Here is a 21,240-nt window from a genome sequence, read left to right on the forward strand (position 1 = left end):
TGCGCTTGCTAAAAAGCAGCGGGTAGGAGACTAACTAGGCATGTCAAAAATTAAATTTCATATTGCGTCACAGACAGAGCTTGTCTTGGATCAAGCAGCTCAATTAGGGGATGTTGTTGATCTAACTGATGAGCAGAATATTGATACCAGTGTGATTAATGGCAAAATAGCGGAAATTCTTGAAGAGAGGTTAGCGCAGGCTAAGGAAGACTGGGAATTTCAGCAAGACAAACAAACTAAGGCCGAGTTAGCAAACCAATTACAGCAACAAAAGCAGCAGTTACAAGAAAATATTAATGATAAGGCAACACGAATCGTTGAATTAGAAACACAGCTTAAAAGTATTGCCAAACAAAATGAAGTTGAACTTAAATCACAATTAGTGCAAAAAGGCTTAGATTTACAAGAAACCATTACTAAAAAAGAATCAGAAATTGTTGCACTTGAAGCCCAGATTACTTCAATTAAGCAACAAAGCCAATCTGACTTAGAAACGCAGTTATTGAAAAAAGATGCGGCAACACAAAGTGAATTAGCGCAACGGAAACAGGAATTGTCAGAGTTAACGTCGCAATTGCAATTAAAAGACCAAGAAAAGCAGTTACAGCTCGCTAATATTCAAAGCCAGTATGAAGCCCAATTAAAGACGGCAAACGAACAGGTAGAATTCTATAAGGATTTCAAGGCACGCCAATCAACCAAAGAAATTGGTGAAAGTTTGGAACAGTATGCGATGACTGAATTCAATAAAATTCGCCCATATGCCTTTCCTAATGCTTATTTTGAAAAAGACAATACCCTATCTGAAACGAATTCAAAAGGTGACTTTATCTTCCGTGATTATCAAGATGAGACTGAATTTGTTAGTATTATGTTTGATATGAAGAACGAAGGTGACACAACAGCCTCTAAGCATAAAAATGCCGATTTCTTTAAAGAATTAGACAAGGATCGCCGTGAAAAAGAGACTGAGTACGCTGTCCTTGTCTCAATGCTTGAAGCTGATAGCGACTTATATAATACAGGGATTGTGCAAGTTAATGACTATGAAAAAATGTATGTTATTCGCCCGCAATTCTTCATTCAATTTATCGGTGTGTTGCGTAACGCTGCACTGAATACTGTTGCATATAAGCAGGAATTAGAACAAGTGCGTGAACAAAATATTGATATTACGCATTTTGAAAGTGATCTGACCAACTTTAAAAGTGCCTTTGGTAAAAACTATCAGAGTGCTTCAAAGAATTTCAAAAATGCTATTGACGAGATTGATAAATCGATTGCACGCATGGAAGCCGTTAAACGGTCATTGACGACATCTGAGAATCAATTGCGTTTAGCTAATAATAAGTTGGATGATGTGAGTGTGAAGAAGCTAACGCGTGGCAATCCGACGATGAAGGCGAAGTTTGAAGTAGAAAAATGATTGAGAACAGCACACATATTTTCAGTAAGTTGTTTAGTAATTATTCTTGGATAAAACCATTTAATGAAACTGTACAACTCTAGGGTAGTTATTTCTGATTTTAAAAAAAAGGCACTTATAATGACTAAAATAAAGATATTGTAAGTGTTTTATTAAATTCTATAATGATTTGGAGATTAGAAAATGGATATGGAAATAAAAAATAAGTGTATGTTATGCCATAATTTATCTGAAAATAGCGAACTAAGTGCTGAACATTACCCTGCCAAAAGCGTTGGAAATAATGACATTGTTGCATTAGATTTAGGTAAAATGTTTGATTTCCTATTAGACAAGGAAAATATTCAAAACTTCTTTACTGATATTGAGACAGGAAAAGAATTCAATAAGAGGTTAGACATGCTGTTTGATAATGAGCTATCTACTACACAATATCCAAGGGGAAGAGTGGCATACACACTCTGCAGAAGTTGCAATACATTTTTAGGTAAATATGATGAGGCTTACAAAAAGTTTTTTGATAGCGACGGTAATCCGAAAGTGGTAAGTGGATTTGTTAAGCAAACAAAAATAAAAATTATTAAGGCTATTTATGCTAAATTCTTATCTCTTCCAGAATGCTCCGGAATAAAATTCGACTTTATAGATTATTTAAAAAGTACTGATCAAGACTCTTATGATGGATTGTGGCAAATATATTTTTTAAAACGGAGTCAAAGTACAGATATATTAAATATGAGATCGTTAGATGTTGGTGTATTGAACTACGATGAAGGACAGGTATTTGAGCTTTCGGACGAAAAATTTATTTTTCATTTAACAAATTTTAAGCCGAAAAACAATGTGACCGGTATTAATTTGTTCTCAATACAGAATAAATACGTGCTAGTTGGGGGTGAAAACATTGATGGAAGTGGTGGATATCACGGTGAAATGATTATAAAGAAAATGTTAGATTTAGAAAATTAAATAAGGATGTATTGGTTTGAATACACGAGAATTAGCAATTGTCACATGGTTATTAATTATTATTATATGTTTTTTACTGTCTAGTAGATTTAGACCAATGTTTTGGCGAGGTATCCATACGTTACTGAAAATAGCGGTAGAACCAGCTTTCGTTTTAATTTTTATTTATCAGAGTATAATCATTGCAGGAATCATTCTATTCATTCTAAAATATAATTTGACTCTTTGGATTGTTAAGGATTATTTAATTGTCTTTTTTACAATGGTAATAACTTTTTTGGGAGAAAGTAAGTCTAAAAATTTTTTCTCATCTTTAATTCACAGTCTTGGATTTGGAGCTATATTTCAATTTTTTATATCAACATATACTTTTGATTATTGGAAAGAAATGTTTATCGTATTCGTTACTGTAGTTGTTTCTACATTATTAGTTGTAAATGAAAAACATAACTCTCCTGTTAAAAATTTATTGAACGGTTTTCTCTTAATAATGATGTTTTTAATTATGACAATTTTAATTTATAAAATTGTTAAAGATATTGCTCAATTAGGTAATCTAAATTACTGGGAAGGTTATTTTGTCGAACCAGTGTCATGGCTGATAAATATTCCGCTCATTATTTTCGCTATACCGCACAATTATTTTTGGAATAGAGTGGCTATTGAATAGTTGGTTAAAGTTTACTCATGTCAGACGGTTGGTATCTGATGTACACCAGGGTGGATTTTATCAAGCAAAGTTTCAAATATATTTGAAAGGTAATGTAACTAACAAACAAGTCAAGCAAATTACACGATTATATAAATACATGCTAGCACCTGCAAAAGATTATAAAAATCAAAAGAAAAAGATACCCATTAGAATTGAATGTCGACATGAGGAAACGCATCAACTAATTGGTGATACGTATGAGATGAGTCATCTGAAAGAAATCTATAAACAATCTATAAACAATCATGACACTAGCGTAATCGTTTGTAAAAAAATGAAATAATCAACATTTAATTAAACACAATCATTAATTAGTTCTAAAGAAAAAGTTATGTACTAGATTAGTTTGGTACATACCTTTTTGTTTATATTTATGTGAAACCATAACGGTTCATGTTGTTTTTTCGTCAAATTAAATCGCATTAAAGTATTAATTTCTCATTCATGATAATCACCATACCAAGCCTTAATTTCAGGCACGAGTTGCAATAGCTTTAATCCTTTATCTGTAAAATGATAGGCAATTTGTGGTGGAATAGTAGGCAAATGTTCCCGTGTAATGATGCCATTGGCTTCAAGGTCCTTTATCCTTGTCGCAAGTATTCTAGGATTAATAGTGGGGATCTGGTTTTTCATCGTGCCGTAATGATTATAACCATTATGAATTGCTTCTAGAATTTCAACGGTAAATTTTCCTTTAACGACAGCAATTGTGTCTTGAACTGGACAGGTAGTTGACATGGTATACTTTTTTTCCCTTATTGTGAATAATATAACTTCTGTTTATTATAGTTAATATATCACAAGAAGGGACATAAACCAATGATAGAGAAAAGTATTATCCAAGTTAAAAACTTATCTAAGCGATATGACGACAATAACCAAATTTTAGAGGGCATTGATTTAGACATTTTTGAATCGGCATTTACCGTGATTATGGGACCTTCAGGTGCAGGGAAATCAACACTACTACAAAACATATCAACCATGGATCAGCCGACAAGCGGACAAGTAATTTTTGAAGATCAGGACTTAACCAAACTCTCTGATAAATCATTATCAAGATTTAGACGCAAAGAAATTGGTTTTATTTTTCAATCATTTAACTTGATTGAACATTTGAGTGTGTTAGAAAATGTGTGTTTGCCAGGATTTCTACTGAAATCAAAGACTAAAAAGCAAGTGATACAACGTGCCAAAGATTTACTTACTGGATTGGGATTAGGAGACCATGTTAATCAAGCAATTAATCATTTATCAGGTGGCCAAAAGCAACGTGTGGCGATTGCTAGAAGTTTGATTAATCAACCGAAAATCCTCTTTGCAGATGAACCAACAGGTGCGTTGGACTCAACTTCTGGTATAGAAGTACTAGATAATCTCACTTTAAATAATCAAAACGGACAAACAATTGTCATGGTCACGCATGATCTAAAGGCAGCACTTCGTGCTGATAGAATTTTGTTCATCAAAGATGGGCAAATTTATGGTGACCGTCGTTTTACACCTTATGACGCTAGTCAACTCAAAGCTAGGCGAGCAGAAGTTGAAGCTTGGCTACTAGAGATGGGGTGGTAACATGCAAAAGATTATCAAGTCATTGATTTTAGGACAAAAAGCCTTTATGGTGACAATTGCTATTCTAACTTTTTTATCAAGCTTAACGATGATTACGGTTTTAACTGCTTATCAAGCAAATGTCTCGCACTATCAAACAGCATACCGCACTCATAAGTTACCTGATATCCTTGTCAAACAAGATACCCAACAAGATGTGGCGGCTGATTTAAAAGGTCTTAAAAATGTAAAAAGCGTGTCATCTGCGCCTAGTCTTATGACGCAAGTTGAAGGCAAAGATAAGCAAAATATTACTTTGCTGCTCTCTGATGATACCTCACATTTCAATGTACAAGCACCGTCAAACCATGAGATTGTACTTGCGTCATACCTAGAATCAACTGGTAATTTTAAGCGTGGTGATGCGATTCAAATTGGTAATAAAAGTCTGACTGTGAAGGGATTTTACGAGGATCAACTCCTTGGTAGCCCACTGTTCAAGTATAAGCAGGGCATTGTGTCACAAACGACTTTCAATACTTTGGTAGCTCAAAAAAGTAGCCAAATGACTCAGATGGCCTTTGTTAACTTAGTGAAAGCACCTAAAAATTCAGAGAAGCTGCTATCAGATTATCACGATCGACTAAAAGCAGATTTGATTTATGATAAAGGTTACATTCAGAAAGCCTACACGATGTTGCCTACTATTGTGGCTTTGGTTATTATTTTAGCTGCTATTTTCTTGTTTGGAATTTGTCAGTTTGTGATACGCTTTGCACTTGTGTCGGGCATAGCCAAGGATCGTAAAAAAATTGCGACATTCAAAACGTTAGGCATGAGTGGTCGTCAAGTTAAGTTGGCTTATGTGTCTGCTTTTTTATTGAGTAACATAGCTGGATTAGTTGTTGCTATATTGGCGAGTTTTGTGACAAGTAATTTAGCATTTAAATTTTTCTGGCACTTAAATGGCTTTACAAGTGTGAAACATATATCACTTAATATTGTTGTTGTACTTGCTATCACTTTGCTGATGTTAGGTCTCTCCATGATAATTATCCTATTCTCACTTAAAGAGACTAGTAGTATTTCGCCAGCATCAGCTTTTCAAGATGGGCAAAGTAAATCTAATCAAGGTAAATTTAATTTTGATTTGACTAAAAATTCGCTACCTCTTCAAATAGGGATTGCATTTAAAGATTATGTTCAAAAAATTGGACATTATATGACTTTTACGCTTGTGATAGGACTTTTTTTATTTTTGAGTTTGATGATTGCCAATCTCAATCAAGGCTTTAAAGGGCATGTTGACAGCCTGTTTGGATTACCAAAGGTTGATGTTGTCATGCGCACGCCAGATCACACAACACGAGGGGAAGCGTTGCAACAAATCAATGCTCTGACACCAATTAAATCAAGTGGCTATATCCAAGAGACTAAGATTCTCTTAAAAAAGGAAGTGATTCCTTTACACCGTTATAGTAAAATGCCGTCTGAAATGAAAGTATTATCAGGGCATACACCCAAAAACCAGCATGAATTATTGCTATCAAGTAATCTCATAAAAACATTAAAACTTAAAGTTGGACAAAAAGTTCATGTCAAAACGCAGCTATCTAATAACACAGAGATGACTATTGTGGGGACATATCAAACCATTAATAACCTGGGAAAAGAAGCGTACAGTTTAGTTGATATAGATTTACCAATGAACAGTACTTATGTTAACCTGAAAAGTACAAGTCAGAAAGATAAGTTATTGGCTGGGTTTCACCGAGATAATGTCCAACTGACAGATACAAGCGCAAGTTCAAAAAGTTTAATCACAACAATCCAAACGGCCGTTAAATTATTAGCCAATATGATCTTAATTTTGACACTTGTTATTTCCGGATTGTTTGTTTATCTCGTGAGTTACTTGACGATTGAAACAGAAAAACGACAGTTAGCCTTGAAAAAAATGTTAGGATTCACCAACGTCCAGTTGAAAGTGCAATATTTATTCAGAGCGGGATTTGCACTTGCTCTGGGTATTGGATTGAGCTTGATTCTTGATAAATTTATTGGATCATTTTTATTAAATGGTCTTGTTAATTTAGGTGGATTAACACAATTTTCTGTTCAGTTGCCGTTATCATATGAGATTGCCATTATTTTACTACTCGTTTTTGAAAGTAGCTTAATTGTTGTATCTGCCAGTCGCCGTATCACAAAAATTAAAATTGGAGACTTTTTATGAAAATAGTTCATAGCATTTTTTTGAAAATTGCACTGAGTATGGGATTGATCATGTACTTTGCTTATGCTGTCCCAACTGGAAAATATGCGAATCTTTATTTGATTGGCGTTAGCGTCTTTACAGCACTATTTCTACCTATTTTCACACTTATAAGTACTTATTTAGAACAAAAAGGTTTTAGGTTAACTGGTTCGATGTTCCTCAGTAAGTTAGCAAAGCTGGTATGGCAGAGTTTTTACAATTTTCTAGCTTTAGGTCTGCTCGTTAAAGGAAATATTATCGACCCTAATAATCTCAAAATGGTTGGTGGTTTAATTGGGGCTGTTTGTTTAACTTCTTTGGCATCACAAGGTTTACAATATCTGGCAATTACACTCAGTAATCATGATAAAGGCAATCGATTTGCTAATATCTTTTTTGCTTTAAGCTTGAATGTGATTATCAGCGCATTGGCAGCATTAGGATACAAGAATGTGCAAGTATTTTTCGTTATTATGGGGCTAATGCTAGGTGTCATTGGCGTACTCATCAGTTTGATAACAGATATTTGGGGGTTACTACCATCTAAAGGTGGGATTGGCTTATTTCTAGGGACGTTTAACCCCGTACACAAGTCACATGTTGCAATTTTAAAGGATTTCATTGATAAACGACAGTTAGATAAAGTTTACATTCATCCAACAGTTATTCCTAAGATTCATCAGTATCTTTTAGATAAGAAAATGATTAAGATTGTTGATCAGCGTGCTGGCAAACGTTACTATGAAAAATCAGCGATTGCTGACCCACTTGTCAATTTTTTTCCAACCGGTCAAGTTTTTTACGAGGCAGAAAATCGCTTATTCATGTTAAAAGTTGCAATCAAAGAAGCTGGGTTAGAGAATAAAGTAGAGATATTATTTGAACCTAACCTTTATCAAAAAGATGGATTTTATGCCATTATTAAAGCTATCAAAAAACGCCATCCCCATACGAAATTGCATGGCTTATTGGGAACGGATGAAGGTGGTATGTTATTACATGATATTTATGACGAAACTTGGATTAAGCCATTTGTGAAATTACGGCGAGATAATATATCTGGCACTGCCATACGCAAAGGGGAGAAAGGCATGACAACACCGAAAATAACAGCAGCATTAGATTTGTTTTCTAATTTGAAAGAAGGCCAAAGCGATCAACTATTTGGACAAACAGTGCAGTTAGTTAACAATCGTTTGGAGGTAGCCGATGATAAAATATGTTTGTAAGCGTCCCGATCTTTAAAAAAAATCTATGTGACGAGGAGAATTATTATAGCCTAAGAGCAACTCAAGCAATACTTTAGTGACAATACAAACGCTTTACTGATAAGATGATGTTATTAATTAGCAAAAGAGGAAAGCAAGTGCTTATTGGTGAAAAAATAAAAATCATACGTGAAGATAGAAAAATATCACAAGAGCAGATGGCTAAAAGTCTAAACGTATCAGGTCAAGCTGTTTCAAATTGGGAACGTGGAAAAGGTCATCCTGATATATCAAACATTATTCGTTTATCAGAAATATATGATATCTCACTCGATGAATTGATACGTGAAGATAAAAATTATAAGGAAGTGTTACTAGAAAAGAAAATCGGTAAAACAGTAGACAATATTTTCAATGTTGGTTTATTATTAACAACTATAATTGTTTTACTTTATGGATACATCACCCATGGATTCGATTCACATCAACGGTTTTATATTATTTTTGCTTTAGTGATGATTATTCATATTGGTATTTACGTATATAAACAGGTATTTGGTAAAAATATTGACACTGACTAATGAAATTTACTCAAGATAGTCTATTTTAGATTTTTGTAATAACATTATTAGTTGAATGAAAAATCAAAAGAGAGCCAATGGAAGTAGACGCATGAGGAAGTTTATTTTTTGAACTTTGGGGCCAAAGCGAGTGAATATTGCTTATTATTTATTTTTTAATTTTCCCAGCAGGAATAAGAGTAGTATTATCTGGTTAACGTTTGTTATTTCAAACGACTTTAAGTGTTCAGTAATATGTCTATGGTATGAGCTTTATATTCTTTATCTGTAAAATGATAGACAATTTGTGGTGGAATAGTGGGTAAGTTTTTTTGATAACATTAATTTTATGTTGTACAAGACATATAGATCTATCAACACTATATTTCTCCTTCTTGTGAAAAACGTTTGTTGTTTATGTTTCAACTAGGTTGTAAAATATAACTTAATAGTTATAAAATTTGTAGAGGGTTTAATGTTGATTATCTAGCAACATTTAATTTAATTAATTTTTAAACGAAGGGGACTAGATGGCAAGCGATGAACAACGTGTAAGGATTATTAAAGCATTAAAGCTGATTGATCAGATAGGTGAGTCGTTATTACCTGACAAAATTGGTATTGATTCTAACAAAATCTCTCAGTTGGATTTCGATTCAATTAAAACCGTAAATTCATCATTTTTTGAGACACTGTTTCCTAATAAGATTGATAAGATATTAACAAGTAATCAAACTAAGCATCGGCATGAAAAAACTGAAGATTTAATTTTTCCAGTTTTCTTTGGGATATATAAAGGGCAAGAACTTCGAGATCTTATCAAATCAGATGATTCAGCTGATGTCGTTGAGCCAGACCTAAGTAAAAATTTTTCGGCAATGTTGGCTTTTAATGAAAAATTTGAAGTTGTTCAAGGTACTACGTTTGTGCCAGCTAATACTGTGTTATTGAATAATATTAATGATGTATCCGAAAAAATTAAAGATTTTGAACAAAAACTTGAAACGGTATATCAAGATTTCATTGATGATAATTTGAGTTTCACTGAAAAATTGAAGGAAATAAATAAGTTCATCCGTAGCCATTTTGCAGCGGCATCTGAAGAAATTGATTACGCAATGCCTATTCATAAAGATAACTTGACGAATTTACATTCATTTTTTGCCAACGATATTCAGTTGATTTTAGCGGCTGGTAGTGAACGTTATGGTAATGTTAAGCGATATATTGATGGTTTTGACGCACAGAAACGAATCAATTTAGAAGGTGAAGACAAATCAATTTTTAATGATATCTTGAATCCTGTTAACTTTCCGGATGGCCGTTGGCCTTCTAAGCCAGCATATACTTTATCATTTATGCAACAAGTTGCGGTGAATTTGGCAATCAATGATAAAAATAATATTAGATCGGTGAATGGACCACCAGGAACTGGTAAGACAACACTACTAAAAGATGTTTTTGCAGATATGATGGTTAAGCAATCTGAGCAGTTGGCGCATTTCACTGACCCTAAAGAAGCAATAATTAAAGGGGAACACTTTGCATGGGATGAGGAGAATCCGCAATTTCATATTGATTATCATTTAGCGCCTGAATTGATGGGTTATGGTGTGGTCGTAGCTAGTTCAAATAATTCAGCAGTAGAGAATATTTCAAAAGAATTACCTGAAGAACCAGATTTATCTACTGATGAATATATGATTGATTATTTCAAAGAAGCTTATTCAAATCAATATGATAAACCAGTGCCTGAAAAAACATGGGGTTTTTTCTCAGCTGCTGGTGGCAATTCAACCAATCGCGATAACTTAATGACTGGATTAGAAGGAATTATTGATTCTGCGACTGAAGCAGAAGATGGTGGTGATTGGCAGACCACGCGAATGGAATTTTTAGCAACGTTGAATGAAGTACGGGATATTAAACAGCGTACAGCACAATATTTTTTGGACATTCAAGCATACGAAAATTCTAAAGAAACGACTACAACTAACAGTGTAAAAAGTGAATTAGATAGTTTAGAAAACAAGTTATCTATTGCTCAGGAAGATGTCATTGCGAGCGAGAGCGAGTCGACAGAAAATGGCAATAAAATTAGTACGTTAAATAGTCAGATTCAGAATGAAAAAGCTGGGAAACCATCTGGATTTCTAATATTTAAGAAGCAGCGAATAGAAGCAAAAAAAATAGAATTATATATTCGTACACTAAACAGAGATATTCGTGATTTACTCGTTAAACAAGACGTTGCCAATCAGAAAAAAATTCATGGAAATATTCTTGTTAAACAAATTGAACAACAAATGCAATTGTTGAAAGAAAAAAATCAACATAATAGAGCGAAAGAATTAAAATTAAAAACAGCATATAATACAGCAATGTCCTATTTTAAAAGTTTAAAAAATGTTAAAGCTTTGAATCGTGAATTTTGGGATAAAGAAACTAATGAACAAATTCAACTTTCAATTTTGTGGTTTGATGATGAATTTCGCGCTTTACAAACTCGAGCATTCGTAGAAGCAATGAAGGTTCGTAAACTGACAATTATCCAAATTGTTCAAGATAAAAAAAATAATCCTTTCACACACGTATTGAATCAGACGTGGCCTAAAAAACATTTAATCAAGGCTAAACATCCAGAAGTAATCAATCACTCTTGGGCATTAATACAATTTTTAGTACCAGTAATCAGTTCAACTTTTGCCTCGTTTGGTTCTTTTTTCGGAGATATGGCTGAAGAAAGTATTGATAATCTGTTCATTGATGAAGCAGGACAAGCTTTACCTGTTCAAGCACTTGGTGCCTTTTGGCGTGCAAAACGGGTGATGGTTGTCGGAGATCCTTCACAGATCGCGCCTGTGCAGGTAACTGAAGAATCGATGTTAGACCAAATTAAAAATTATTATGGTATTAAAACGGCTATTTTTACGAAGCCAGAATCGTCAGTGCAAACCATTGTTGACCGAGCAAGCCAGTTTGGTGCGAATTTAGAAAATGGTTGGGTTGGTGTACCGTTATGGGTGCATCGACGTTGTTTGGATCCAATGTTTTCAATTGCGAACTGTATTGCATATAATAATAAGATGGTTCAAGGTAGCAGTCGTGATATAGGTGCGGCGTACTGGTTTGATGCGAATGGCGTTGCAACTGATCAACAATTTGTGCCAAATCACAGAGATTGGCTAGAAGCAGCCATTCAACAGTGACTGATGATTTCGAAAGAAAATAATCTTGAAAATAGTCAAGCAATTAACGAAGCTAATTTAATAACACTTTCTGATATTTATGTTATTTCGCCATTTAGAATTGTGGCAAAAGAAATGAAACGGATAAAACAGCCAACTGGTATAGAGGAAGAAGAGTTTAAACGGTGGAAAGAAAATAATGTTGGTACGGTGCATAAATTTCAAGGTAAAGAAGCTAAAGCTGTATTTTTCATACTTGGTGCTGATGAAAACAGTGCGGGATCGGTAACATGGGCTACACGAGAACCAAACTTGCTAAATGTAGCTGTCACAAGAGCCAAAAAAGAATTTTATCTCATTGGAGATAAAAAAGCTTTTGCTAAATTCAAAAATTTGGATGTTGTAGCTGAGTGTATGTCATTTAATGCAAGCCCGGAATGGCAGATTGTACAATCTGGGATGGTACATACTGAATTGGTAAAACCAGAACCAACAGTAATAGATGTATCAGCAAGACGTGAACATAATAATAGTATGAATTTAGAAAGCAATGTGAAACAAATAGTGATTGGTAGTGTGAATTATTGGGTTAAAAGTAATTACCATAGAATATATGTGAAAATTTTAAGTGTACCGCATACTAATAAGTTTTTTTATGATTTAGATGAATTGGCTTGGTCTATTGATCCTGATTCTGAATTTACAGATTATCAAATTGAGACAGCAGTTTTGGCATTTAAGCATGTCAACAAGATGGGGGATTTAGATGAACGATAAGTAACGACAGTTAATTTAATATATTGTTTTGATTTTAAAATAACTTACTATTTATAGCCCGTCAGAGAGTCAATCTCTTTATTTCGTCGTGAAAGGGCAGCGCCTTAAACATTTATTAACATTTTTCATTAACAAATTATTAGTAATTGGATTTAAACTCTTGTTATTTTGGAATATCAATGCTAAACTATTCTATGTGAAATTTAGCTGATATAGTATCGAATAATGGTCGATTGTTTCTAGCCAGCACCCATGTTGGAACTATCATAAATAAATTACTGAATTGATCGCCATATGTGCGTCAATTTTTTATTTTCCATTAATATATTCATACAAATTGGCTGTTAATTGACATCATTGTATAGGAGAAAATAATGGAGAAATTATTTCAATTAAAAGAGAATAAAACGACTGTTCGTCGTGAAATTGTTGCCGGAATTACGACATTTGTGTCAATGGCCTATATTTTCTTTTTAAACCCTCAAATTTTAGGACAGACCGGCATACCAACTCAAGCTGTATTTTTAGCAGCTATTTTAGTGGCGGTCTTTGGTACATTATTCATGGGTCTGTTTGCTAACGTGCCATTTGCGTTGGCACCAGGTATTGGTATGCAAGCCTACTTTACGTATACCATTGTATTCGGGTTTGGCTTTACTTGGCAACAGGCATTGGCTATTGTATTTTTAGTTGGCCTAGTCGATATTGTGATTACGTTGACACACGGCCGACGGGCCATCGTTCAAGGAATTCCATCTGAATTAAAAGCAGCTATTGGCGGTGGGATTGGACTTTTTGTAACCTATATTGGTTTGAAAAATGCTGGCTTTATTAACTTTATTGTTGATCCGGGAAATATCATCACATTAAATGGCAAACCTTTTACTGGCGAAGTACATGGTGCGTTGAATAGTATTTTGGCTAACGGTAGTGTGACGCCAGAATTAACTAAGTTCAATAGTTCAAGTACGATACTAGCATTAATTGGTTTTATTATTTTAATTGTATTAGTCATGCGACGCGTTCCGGGTGCTTTTCTGATATCGTTGATAGTAACCACACTAATTGGGATTCCAATGGGCGTTACGAATACGCACATTGGTGCTGGTACGTCAGTTGGTCATGCATTTGGTGAATTAGGGCATGTTTTTGGTCAATCATTAGGGGCACAAGGATTAGGTAGCTTATTTAATAATTGGCATAATACGTCATTGGCGTTGGTTACGATTTTCGCTATGGGACTTAGCGGGTTGTTTGATGCCATTGGCACATTAATTGGTATTGGGAATCAGACAGGTATTTTTTCAAAACAAGATCAAAAAGCTTTTGATTCTAGTAATGGTTTCAATTCCAAAATGGATCGTGCGTTAATTGTTGATACGTTTACAACAGCTTTAGCTGGTATTGTCGGGACATCAAATACAACAACGTTTATTGAATCAGCATCTGGTGTGGCTGCGGGAGCAAGAACTGGATTGGCAAATATTGTCACAGCCATAGGCTTTGCTTTGATGATATTATTTGCACCTTTCGTGGGTGTTGTGCCGACAGCAGCTACGTCACCATTGCTTATTTTAGTTGGTATTATGATGATGGGCGAATTTAAGAAAATTTCATGGAAATCATTGGAGGTTGCTATACCAGCATTCTTTACTTCTGTGTTTATGGCTTTTAGTTACTCAATTTCTTATGGAATTGCGGCTGGCTTCATCTTCTTTATCATTGTGAAGCTTGCCTTAGGTAAATTTAAAGAAGTCTCACCTGTACTATTAATCGTATCTGTTTTCTTTTTGATTAATTTCGTTGTTCTTGCATTTATACATTAAACAGAAATTTTATAGCTTGTATGTAACCGCTTATCACAAAAGCGGTTTTTTTGATGTCTTCAATTGCTATAATAAAGCCAGTAAGAGAAGGGAGATACTATGTTAGAAATTAAGAATTTGAGCGTAACTTATGGTAGTAAAGTTGCCTTGACAGTACCGAATTTAACCATCAATAAAGGTGAGATTATTGGCGTGATGGGGAATCAGGATCTGGGAAATCAACGTTAGTGAATAGTTGTTTGGGATTAGTGCGATTTAAGGGGCAAGTAACACTTGAGACTGATAATCTAGGAGTATTAATGCAGGAGCAGCACTACGTTGATACCATGACGAATCAAAAAATAATAGAAGGATTACTAAATACACGTATTAAGCGAGATGAAAAGTTGGCTGAACTAATTAATTTTTTTGATTTTGGATCACAATTGTCTTTGCATTTTAAGAATTTATCTGGTGGACAAAAACAACGTATGAGTTTAATCATGGTCCTTTATCAAGAACCAGAATTACTATTTTTAGATGAAATGACGACTGGACTTGATTTTGAAAGCCGACAGGCACTCATTAATCATTTAAAAGTATATTTCAAACAACATCAAACAACTGTTATTATGGTGACGCACTATGCACAAGAGATTGAACAGTTAGCTGATAAATTATTAATTATTCATGATGGACAAGTGAAGGCATTTGATAAACCAAAGAATCTGTTCAATCAATATATCGGCTATTCAGCTTTTATTGTCGGCAATAATGCAGAAAAAAGTATTAGCATACACCGGCCGGAGGAAGAGTATTCAGTCGCGCGACAACTTATTGATAGTGGTGATGATTTTAGACGAACACAAGGCGATATTGAATTAGTTTATACGGCAATAACGAAGGGACAACGCGCATGATTAAAAAAAGAAAATTAATTTTTGAATGTCAAAATTTATTAGGCAATATGATAACATTATTTTTTGGATTTATGTTTGCGCCAATGATGGCATTCGTGTTTGGTAGTAGTTATTCTAATGTACCGCAGGCACTGAATCAAGTTTACTTGACTTTCTTTTGTACGATACCACTTTCAATGGTACTTGTTGGGTTTAGTTCATTATTTTCGCAAGAAGTTGAACAAGGATTCACTTTACGCGCTGAACTCTTTGGTTACTCACGTATATCACAAGCTATACACAAATTTATAGCATTAACAGGATTTGTTTTATTGTCCAGCATCATATACTCTTGGATTTTTCTATCACATTTTAACTTGTCGATACCAAGTCAATCAATAATGATTCAAATGGGTATTTTTCAAGTTTTAAATGCGGCTATATATTTTATGGTTGTATTTTTACTCACAACATTTTTGAAGAAATTTTCGCGTGTTTATGGTATTTCTATGATTAGCTATTTTGTTATTATGATTGTTTCGGGAATTATGGGTAATATGAACGTTGGTAAGTTAGGGCATTATTTGCCAATTAAATTATTTATAACTGATTATACAAATCGTCTCAATGACACGGATTATATATCTGGTAAAATAGGGTTATATCTATTTATTTTATTGGGTATTCTTAGCGTAATTATGAAAGTGGTTGTGGGCAATAATAATGGAAATAAACATCAATATTGATGACAAACTAGAAGATGTTCAAGTGCTTATTTCAGGTAGTGATATTGAACAATTAGCGGATATAGCACGGTACCTTAAATCCAAAAATACATCATCACGTCAACTTGCTATTAAAACGGCTGACAATATTCGAGTTGTGGATAAGGCAGACATTATTGTCGTTGAAAGTTTTGGCAATGATCTAACATTTACGTTAAAAAATAACCAGAAATTAACGACTAGAAAGACACTAGAAAAATTTTTAGAAGAAAATTCAAAATATGATTTTGTGCAAATTTCTAAATCTGAAGTCATGAATTTGTCGTATTTGTCAAAGATGGAATCTGCATTTTCCGGTAACTATTATGCTTTTTTGACAAATCAGACACGCGTTACTGTGTCTAGACGGTTTATTAAGGGTATTCTAAGTAGATTGGAAGGGAGCGCAGAAGATGAAATACTTTAAAAAATCAATAACCTATCTATTAGTTGGCATTGGCGTTGGATCATTTATCTCATTATTATCGTTTACTTTAAATCAAGGCACACCAACAATGAAGCAATTTTACTTGTTAATGACCATGAGTGCAATTATGGGCTTACTATCTCTCATATTTGAGTATGACAAAATAACGTTTATGGCACAGCTTATTAGTCATTTCATTTTGGAAATGTTAACATATGGCCTTTTCATCTGGTTAACTTTTGGAAGCCATGTGATTACGATTACTAATATACCAACATTCTTGATTACCTATATCATTATTTTTATCTATTTCAGAAAACAAGGACACGATAATGCGCGTCGTATTAATCAAGCATTAACGCAAAGGGATCATAAAAAATAACTTTAAATATATCGTATAAAATGATCATTTAAGCAGTATTCTCACAAAAGATTTGTTATACTTAATACGCATTTATCAAAATCAATAAATTGTTTATTGGACTGGTTCGTAAACTGCCCAGGATAAAAAACCAAGTAACCTTGAAAGGTAGGAGAGATAATGCGAAAACAAAAAGTGATCATTGATGCTGATCCAGGCATTGACGATAGTTTGGCGATGCTTGTGGCTTTACGGTCACAACCATTGGATGTCATTGGTATTAGCATTGTTGAAGGCAATGTGCCTACAGCAATTGGTGTTCAGAATGCATTGAAAGTATTACGTGAAGCCAATCGACTTGATATTCCAGTTTTTTCCGGTGCAGAATCACCATTAAAGCATGATTATGTTAGTGCACAGGATACGCATGGCGACGATGGTCTTGGTGAAAGTAACATGACATTAGTGACTGACGTGAAGCCGAGCCAACGCGATGCCCAGGCAGGGTACGCCAAGTTGTTATCTGAAAATGAGGATGTCTGGTTCTTAGCCTTAGGGCCGCTGACTAACGTGGCTCTAGCACTTAAGCAACAACCAGATATTTGGCAACAGGTGTCACGCTTAATTGTGATGGGTGGTGCTGACCAGACTAATGGCAATACATCCCCTGTAGCGGAATATAATTTCTGGGTCGATCCTGACGCAGCTGATTATGTTTTCCAAAATAGTCCATTGAATATTGAGCTTGTGCCACTAGATGTAACGCGCAAACTAGAATTTACGCCAAATATGCTCCAGATGATGCAATATTTGGATGCAGAAAAATCCGCATTTGTTGCTCAAATTATCCAATTTTATTTTGATTTTCATTGGCAACAAGAGCATGTTTTAGGGGCTGTTATCAATGATCCATTAGTAATTATTTATGCATTACACCCTGAACTTGTACAGAGCATCGACAAATATGTAACAGTTGTAACTGAAGGGGTTGCCCTTGGACAAAGCATTGTCGACCGTGAAAATTTTTGGCAAAAAAAACCGAACGCAACGATTTTGCAAGCTGTGGATGCTAAAGCTGTCATGTCACACATTATTAGTGGCCTACTGATTAGGGATGCCGCTGACATTGAAAAAGAGTTAGATAATATTGCGACCAACTTGGAGCGATTATCATGACAAAACATGTCTCAGCACAAAAAATTGCGTTAATTGCATTATTTATTGTGATTAACATTGTCGGTGGTCACCTTGCGTTGTATGCACGTTTACCTATTTATTTGGATACGATTGGAACTTTGCTAGGGAGTGCCTTTTTTGGACCTATTGGTGGTCTATTTACTGGCATTCTAACGGCGTTAATTAATGGTACTACTGGAGATCTTTTCTCAATCTACTTTATGCCCAGTCAAATAGCGACTGCGCTAGTATCTGGATTTGTTTATAAAAAAATTAAACCAACAGATTTTAAAAATATTTGGTGGGTTGCCCTTGTCATCTCTATACCAGCTACGATTATTAGTACAATTATCACAGTGATCTTGTTTCATGGTATCACATCATCTGGATCAAGCATGATTGTTCAAGTCCTACATGGTTTTGGCTTGAGTCAATCAATTTCAGTTTTCTTGGTGCAGGTGGGTACAGATTATTTAGATCGTATGATTGGGGTATATGTTGTTGCCATTGTGTACCGCACCTTGTTGTCACGAATTAAACTGGTGTAATCTTATTCATTTTTAAAAATAAAAAAGGTGTGTCTCTAAAATGTTACTTAACATTTTAGAGACACACCATCTTTTTATTTAACGATCTTTTTTAATTTTCTGTTTATGATCATCGCAATAAGGCCAATTAAAATGAAGCCAACTGGTAGAATGAACATCTCATTACCCCATGTATTGCATACGACATAGATTAACCATGATAAGCCAATCAGTATAAGAACATAACCACGATAAGCTGCAATTGTCAGTGCAAATTTTGAATTTTTATAAGTTTTACTATTAACGAAATAAATGAAAAATATTAGTAGTATTAGTTTGTATGACATATTATTACTTATCCTCAGTGTACTATAGTTTATGACTAATTGTAGCATAAATAAAAGTAACCTTACAAATGAAGTGTGTAGCAGTTCATTCCTGAATGACATCTAATCTGTTAAAATGAAAGATAAGAATACAAGAAAGACACTCAAAAAACTTATGACAAACTATCTCATTTTAACTGAAAAGCCATCGGCGGCTGCCAATTTTACGAAAGCACTTGGTGGTAAGACCGGTGTATTTAACGATTTCACTTACAAAATAGCAAATTTGCGTGGTCATGTCATGACGTTAAAAGACCCTGAAGCAATGGTTGCCGAAGAATTAAAAAAGCAATACAAATCTTGGTTGGTGAAACATTTGCCATGGAATTTGTCTGATTTTTCATGGGCACGGACGTATATTCGTCAACGTAATATGCGTACAGGTAAGGTGGAATCAACAAAAAAATTAATTGATGACTTAAAGAAGGAATCAAAATCAGGGTACGATGCGATTGTCATTGCAACTGATACTGACCCTTCTGGTGAGGGTGAGTTACTTGCCTGGGAGGCTTTGGATGCGATTGGCTGGCGGGGTCAAGTGCTACGTGCGAACTTTATGGATGAGTCAGTATCGGGTATTCAAAAGGCCATGCATCAATTACGAGATGTTTCGGATAAGATGGCTGATGGTGAATATGTTAAAGGTGAAAGCCGTAATCGGTGGGACTTTGCTTCAATGCAACTCACTCGAATTGCAACCACTGCAGCTAAAAAAGCAGGCTTTAAAGTAGTCGCGCGTGAAGGTCGGTTGAAATCTGTCATTATTTGGCGTGTTTATCAACAACTTGATGCGATTAAAAATTATGTCAAAACACCATATTTTGAAGTGAAATTTAAGGATCCCGCAGAACATGTTTTTGGCAGAGTGACACCCCAAGGAGATGTGATTCCGTGGCGGTTTGCGACGAAAGAAGAAGCAGAAATTGATTTCAGTCAGTATCATAAGACCGACGTTATCAATGAAAAACATCAAACGCGAACGCAAGCACCCGGAAAGCTACTAGATTTAGCCGGATTGGCTTCAATATTAGCGCCGCGTGGTTTTTCTTCAAAAGAAGTGCTAAGTACTTACCAAAAAATGTATGAAGCACAAATTGTTTCATATCCACGTACAGAAGACAAGACCGTAACTCCAGAGCAATTTAATGAATTACTACCGTTGATTGATCAGATCGCGGATGTTGTTGGTGTCGACAAGATGTTGTTAACACACCGTTCTCCACGGACAACGCATGTTAAATCACAAGGTGCGCACGGAGCCAATCGGCCCGGCGAAAATTTACCAAAAACAACACAATCTTTGGTAAAATTTGGTGCCAGTGGACCAGCAATCTATGAAGTTTTGGCTAAAAACTATTTAGCAATGCTGGCAGAAGATTATGTGTACGATCATGTGACGGCTAATTTGAAAGATTACCCGGAATTTAAAACGGCGTTTAATAGACCACTTAAGATGAATTTTAAGTTAGTGTATGATTCACAAAAAGCCATTAAGGTTGAAGAAGAGGAAGAAGAAAATTCAACTGCATCACAATTAGGACCGCAAGCAAGGCCTTATTTGCATGAAGGAGCGAATCCAAAGCCACAAACACCAACGACTAAATGGATTATGGCTTTTTTGGAAAAACATAATGTTGGTACTGGTGCAACACGTGTGTCAACATTATCTGAGATGTCTCGTGGTATTAAAGCGATGTTAACTGAAACGCGTGGTAAATTAGGATTGACAGAAACTGGGCAAGTGTCTGCTATTATGGTGAAAGATACGTGGATTGCTTCGCCTAAAATCACCAAACGTTTATTTGAAATGATGGATCAAGTTGGCCAATTTGACATGACAATGGACCAAGTGCTAGATTCAGTAACAAAGGTGGTTGAACATGATATGCCGATTATGTTAGACAATGCAGAGCAACTAGAAACCTTGCTTGGTAAACCAAAACAAGTACCAAAGAAAAAAGTAACAGAAAAAATGACTGGCCTATTCAAAGGCGAAGAAATTACTTTTGCTCGTGAATGGAGTGGGCATATTTTTACTGATGATGAACTAACCAAAATGTTAAATGGTGCTGAAATCAGTTTTCAATCGAAGTCTAAACGTGGGAAAATCTACACGGCGACCGGTAAATTAGCAAAACAAACATTTAAAGGTAGTACATTTTATGGCTTTAAATTGAATCCGAAAGCAAAAAAATAAAGCATTTGAAAATGGGAGCACATTTTCAGATGCTTTTTGATTTG

At 34.8% G+C, this 21,240-nt stretch carries 20 protein-coding genes; 18 read left to right on the plus strand and 2 right to left on the minus strand.

What is annotated here, in order from left to right; all coding sequences use genetic code 11:
- Positions 1-40 precede the first annotated feature (40 nt).
- The 3 genes from LEGAS_RS02200 (at position 41) to LEGAS_RS02210 (ending at position 3,065) form a co-directional block, all read left to right on the plus strand.
- Entirely contained in the window at positions 41-1,426 is a 1,386-nt protein-coding gene (locus LEGAS_RS02200; protein ID WP_010389088.1) for a DUF2130 domain-containing protein, read from the plus strand.
- 183 nt (positions 1,427-1,609) lie between these two features.
- On the plus strand, positions 1,610-2,395 hold the full coding sequence (locus LEGAS_RS02205; protein WP_010389086.1) for a hypothetical protein: 786 nt from the start codon (positions 1,610-1,612) through the stop codon (positions 2,393-2,395).
- A 16-nt stretch (positions 2,396-2,411) separates the two neighbouring features.
- Positions 2,412-3,065: a hypothetical protein gene (locus tag LEGAS_RS02210; RefSeq protein ID WP_013231261.1), complete on the plus strand. Its 654-nt coding sequence runs from the start codon at positions 2,412-2,414 to the stop codon at positions 3,063-3,065.
- 480 nt (positions 3,066-3,545) lie between these two features.
- On the opposite strand, the gene LEGAS_RS02220 is transcribed toward LEGAS_RS02210, so the two are convergent.
- On the minus strand, positions 3,546-3,848 hold the full coding sequence (locus LEGAS_RS02220) for a winged helix-turn-helix transcriptional regulator (RefSeq protein WP_010389080.1): 303 nt from the start codon (positions 3,846-3,848) through the stop codon (positions 3,546-3,548).
- A gap of 81 nt (positions 3,849-3,929) precedes the next feature.
- Between LEGAS_RS02220 and LEGAS_RS02225 the strand changes: the two genes are divergently transcribed.
- From LEGAS_RS02225 to LEGAS_RS02290, 14 genes are all read left to right on the plus strand, one after another.
- Entirely contained in the window at positions 3,930-4,685 is a 756-nt protein-coding gene (locus LEGAS_RS02225) for an ABC transporter ATP-binding protein (protein ID WP_010389077.1), read from the plus strand.
- A 1-nt stretch (position 4,686) separates the two neighbouring features.
- Positions 4,687-6,900 carry an ABC transporter permease gene (locus tag LEGAS_RS02230; RefSeq protein WP_013231262.1) on the plus strand — a complete coding sequence of 738 codons (2,214 nt, stop codon included), beginning with the start codon at positions 4,687-4,689 and terminating at the stop codon, positions 6,898-6,900.
- Positions 6,897-8,150, plus strand: coding sequence for a nucleotidyl transferase family protein (locus LEGAS_RS02235; RefSeq protein WP_013231263.1), 1,254 nt, complete (start codon positions 6,897-6,899; stop codon positions 8,148-8,150). Before LEGAS_RS02230 ends, LEGAS_RS02235 begins: the two co-directional genes overlap by 4 nt.
- A 137-nt stretch (positions 8,151-8,287) precedes the next feature.
- Entirely contained in the window at positions 8,288-8,710 is a 423-nt protein-coding gene (locus LEGAS_RS02240; protein ID WP_010389072.1) for a helix-turn-helix domain-containing protein, read from the plus strand.
- Between the two features lie 509 nt (positions 8,711-9,219).
- Positions 9,220-11,898 (plus strand): AAA domain-containing protein, encoded by a 2,679-nt coding sequence (locus LEGAS_RS02245; protein ID WP_013231264.1) that lies wholly within the window; start codon positions 9,220-9,222, stop codon positions 11,896-11,898.
- Positions 11,899-11,901: 3 nt separating this feature from the next.
- The gene (locus LEGAS_RS02250) at positions 11,902-12,654 is read left to right on the plus strand and encodes an AAA domain-containing protein (RefSeq protein WP_013231265.1); all 753 of its coding nucleotides are present in this window, start codon (positions 11,902-11,904) and stop codon (positions 12,652-12,654) included.
- 374 nt (positions 12,655-13,028) lie between these two features.
- Positions 13,029-14,480: an NCS2 family permease gene (locus tag LEGAS_RS02255; protein WP_010389067.1), complete on the plus strand. Its 1,452-nt coding sequence runs from the start codon at positions 13,029-13,031 to the stop codon at positions 14,478-14,480.
- Positions 14,481-14,579: 99 nt separating this feature from the next.
- The gene (locus LEGAS_RS10235) at positions 14,580-14,708 is read left to right on the plus strand and encodes an ABC transporter (protein ID WP_010389065.1); all 129 of its coding nucleotides are present in this window, start codon (positions 14,580-14,582) and stop codon (positions 14,706-14,708) included.
- Between the two features lie 20 nt (positions 14,709-14,728).
- Positions 14,729-15,379 carry an ATP-binding cassette domain-containing protein gene (locus LEGAS_RS02265; protein ID WP_242821467.1) on the plus strand — a complete coding sequence of 217 codons (651 nt, stop codon included), beginning with the start codon at positions 14,729-14,731 and terminating at the stop codon, positions 15,377-15,379.
- Positions 15,376-16,104 (plus strand): hypothetical protein, encoded by a 729-nt coding sequence (locus LEGAS_RS02270; RefSeq protein ID WP_013231267.1) that lies wholly within the window; start codon positions 15,376-15,378, stop codon positions 16,102-16,104. The genes LEGAS_RS02265 and LEGAS_RS02270 overlap by 4 nt, the downstream gene beginning before the upstream one ends.
- A complete protein-coding gene (locus LEGAS_RS02275; protein ID WP_010389059.1) occupies positions 16,082-16,549 on the plus strand; it encodes a LytTR family DNA-binding domain-containing protein in 468 nt (155 codons plus the stop codon). The genes LEGAS_RS02270 and LEGAS_RS02275 overlap by 23 nt, the downstream gene beginning before the upstream one ends.
- The gene (locus LEGAS_RS02280) at positions 16,536-16,931 is read left to right on the plus strand and encodes a DUF3021 family protein (RefSeq protein WP_013231268.1); all 396 of its coding nucleotides are present in this window, start codon (positions 16,536-16,538) and stop codon (positions 16,929-16,931) included. The genes LEGAS_RS02275 and LEGAS_RS02280 overlap by 14 nt, the downstream gene beginning before the upstream one ends.
- Before the next feature lie 159 nt (positions 16,932-17,090).
- Positions 17,091-18,086 (plus strand): nucleoside hydrolase, encoded by a 996-nt coding sequence (locus tag LEGAS_RS02285; RefSeq protein ID WP_013231269.1) that lies wholly within the window; start codon positions 17,091-17,093, stop codon positions 18,084-18,086.
- Positions 18,083-18,634, plus strand: a complete 552-nt coding sequence (locus LEGAS_RS02290) for an ECF transporter S component (RefSeq protein WP_013231270.1) — start codon at positions 18,083-18,085, stop codon at positions 18,632-18,634. Before LEGAS_RS02285 ends, LEGAS_RS02290 begins: the two co-directional genes overlap by 4 nt.
- 74 nt (positions 18,635-18,708) lie before the next feature.
- On the opposite strand, the gene LEGAS_RS02295 is transcribed toward LEGAS_RS02290, so the two are convergent.
- Positions 18,709-18,960, minus strand: a complete 252-nt coding sequence (locus LEGAS_RS02295) for a hypothetical protein (RefSeq protein ID WP_041771670.1) — start codon at positions 18,958-18,960, stop codon at positions 18,709-18,711.
- Between the two features lie 154 nt (positions 18,961-19,114).
- On the opposite strand from LEGAS_RS02295, the gene LEGAS_RS02300 reads away from it, so the two are divergent.
- On the plus strand, positions 19,115-21,196 hold the full coding sequence (locus LEGAS_RS02300; protein WP_013231271.1) for a DNA topoisomerase: 2,082 nt from the start codon (positions 19,115-19,117) through the stop codon (positions 21,194-21,196).
- The last annotated feature ends 44 nt before the right edge of the window (positions 21,197-21,240 follow it).

Source organism: Leuconostoc gasicomitatum LMG 18811, from assembly GCF_000196855.1.
Lineage (GTDB): Bacteria > Bacillota > Bacilli > Lactobacillales > Lactobacillaceae > Leuconostoc > Leuconostoc gasicomitatum.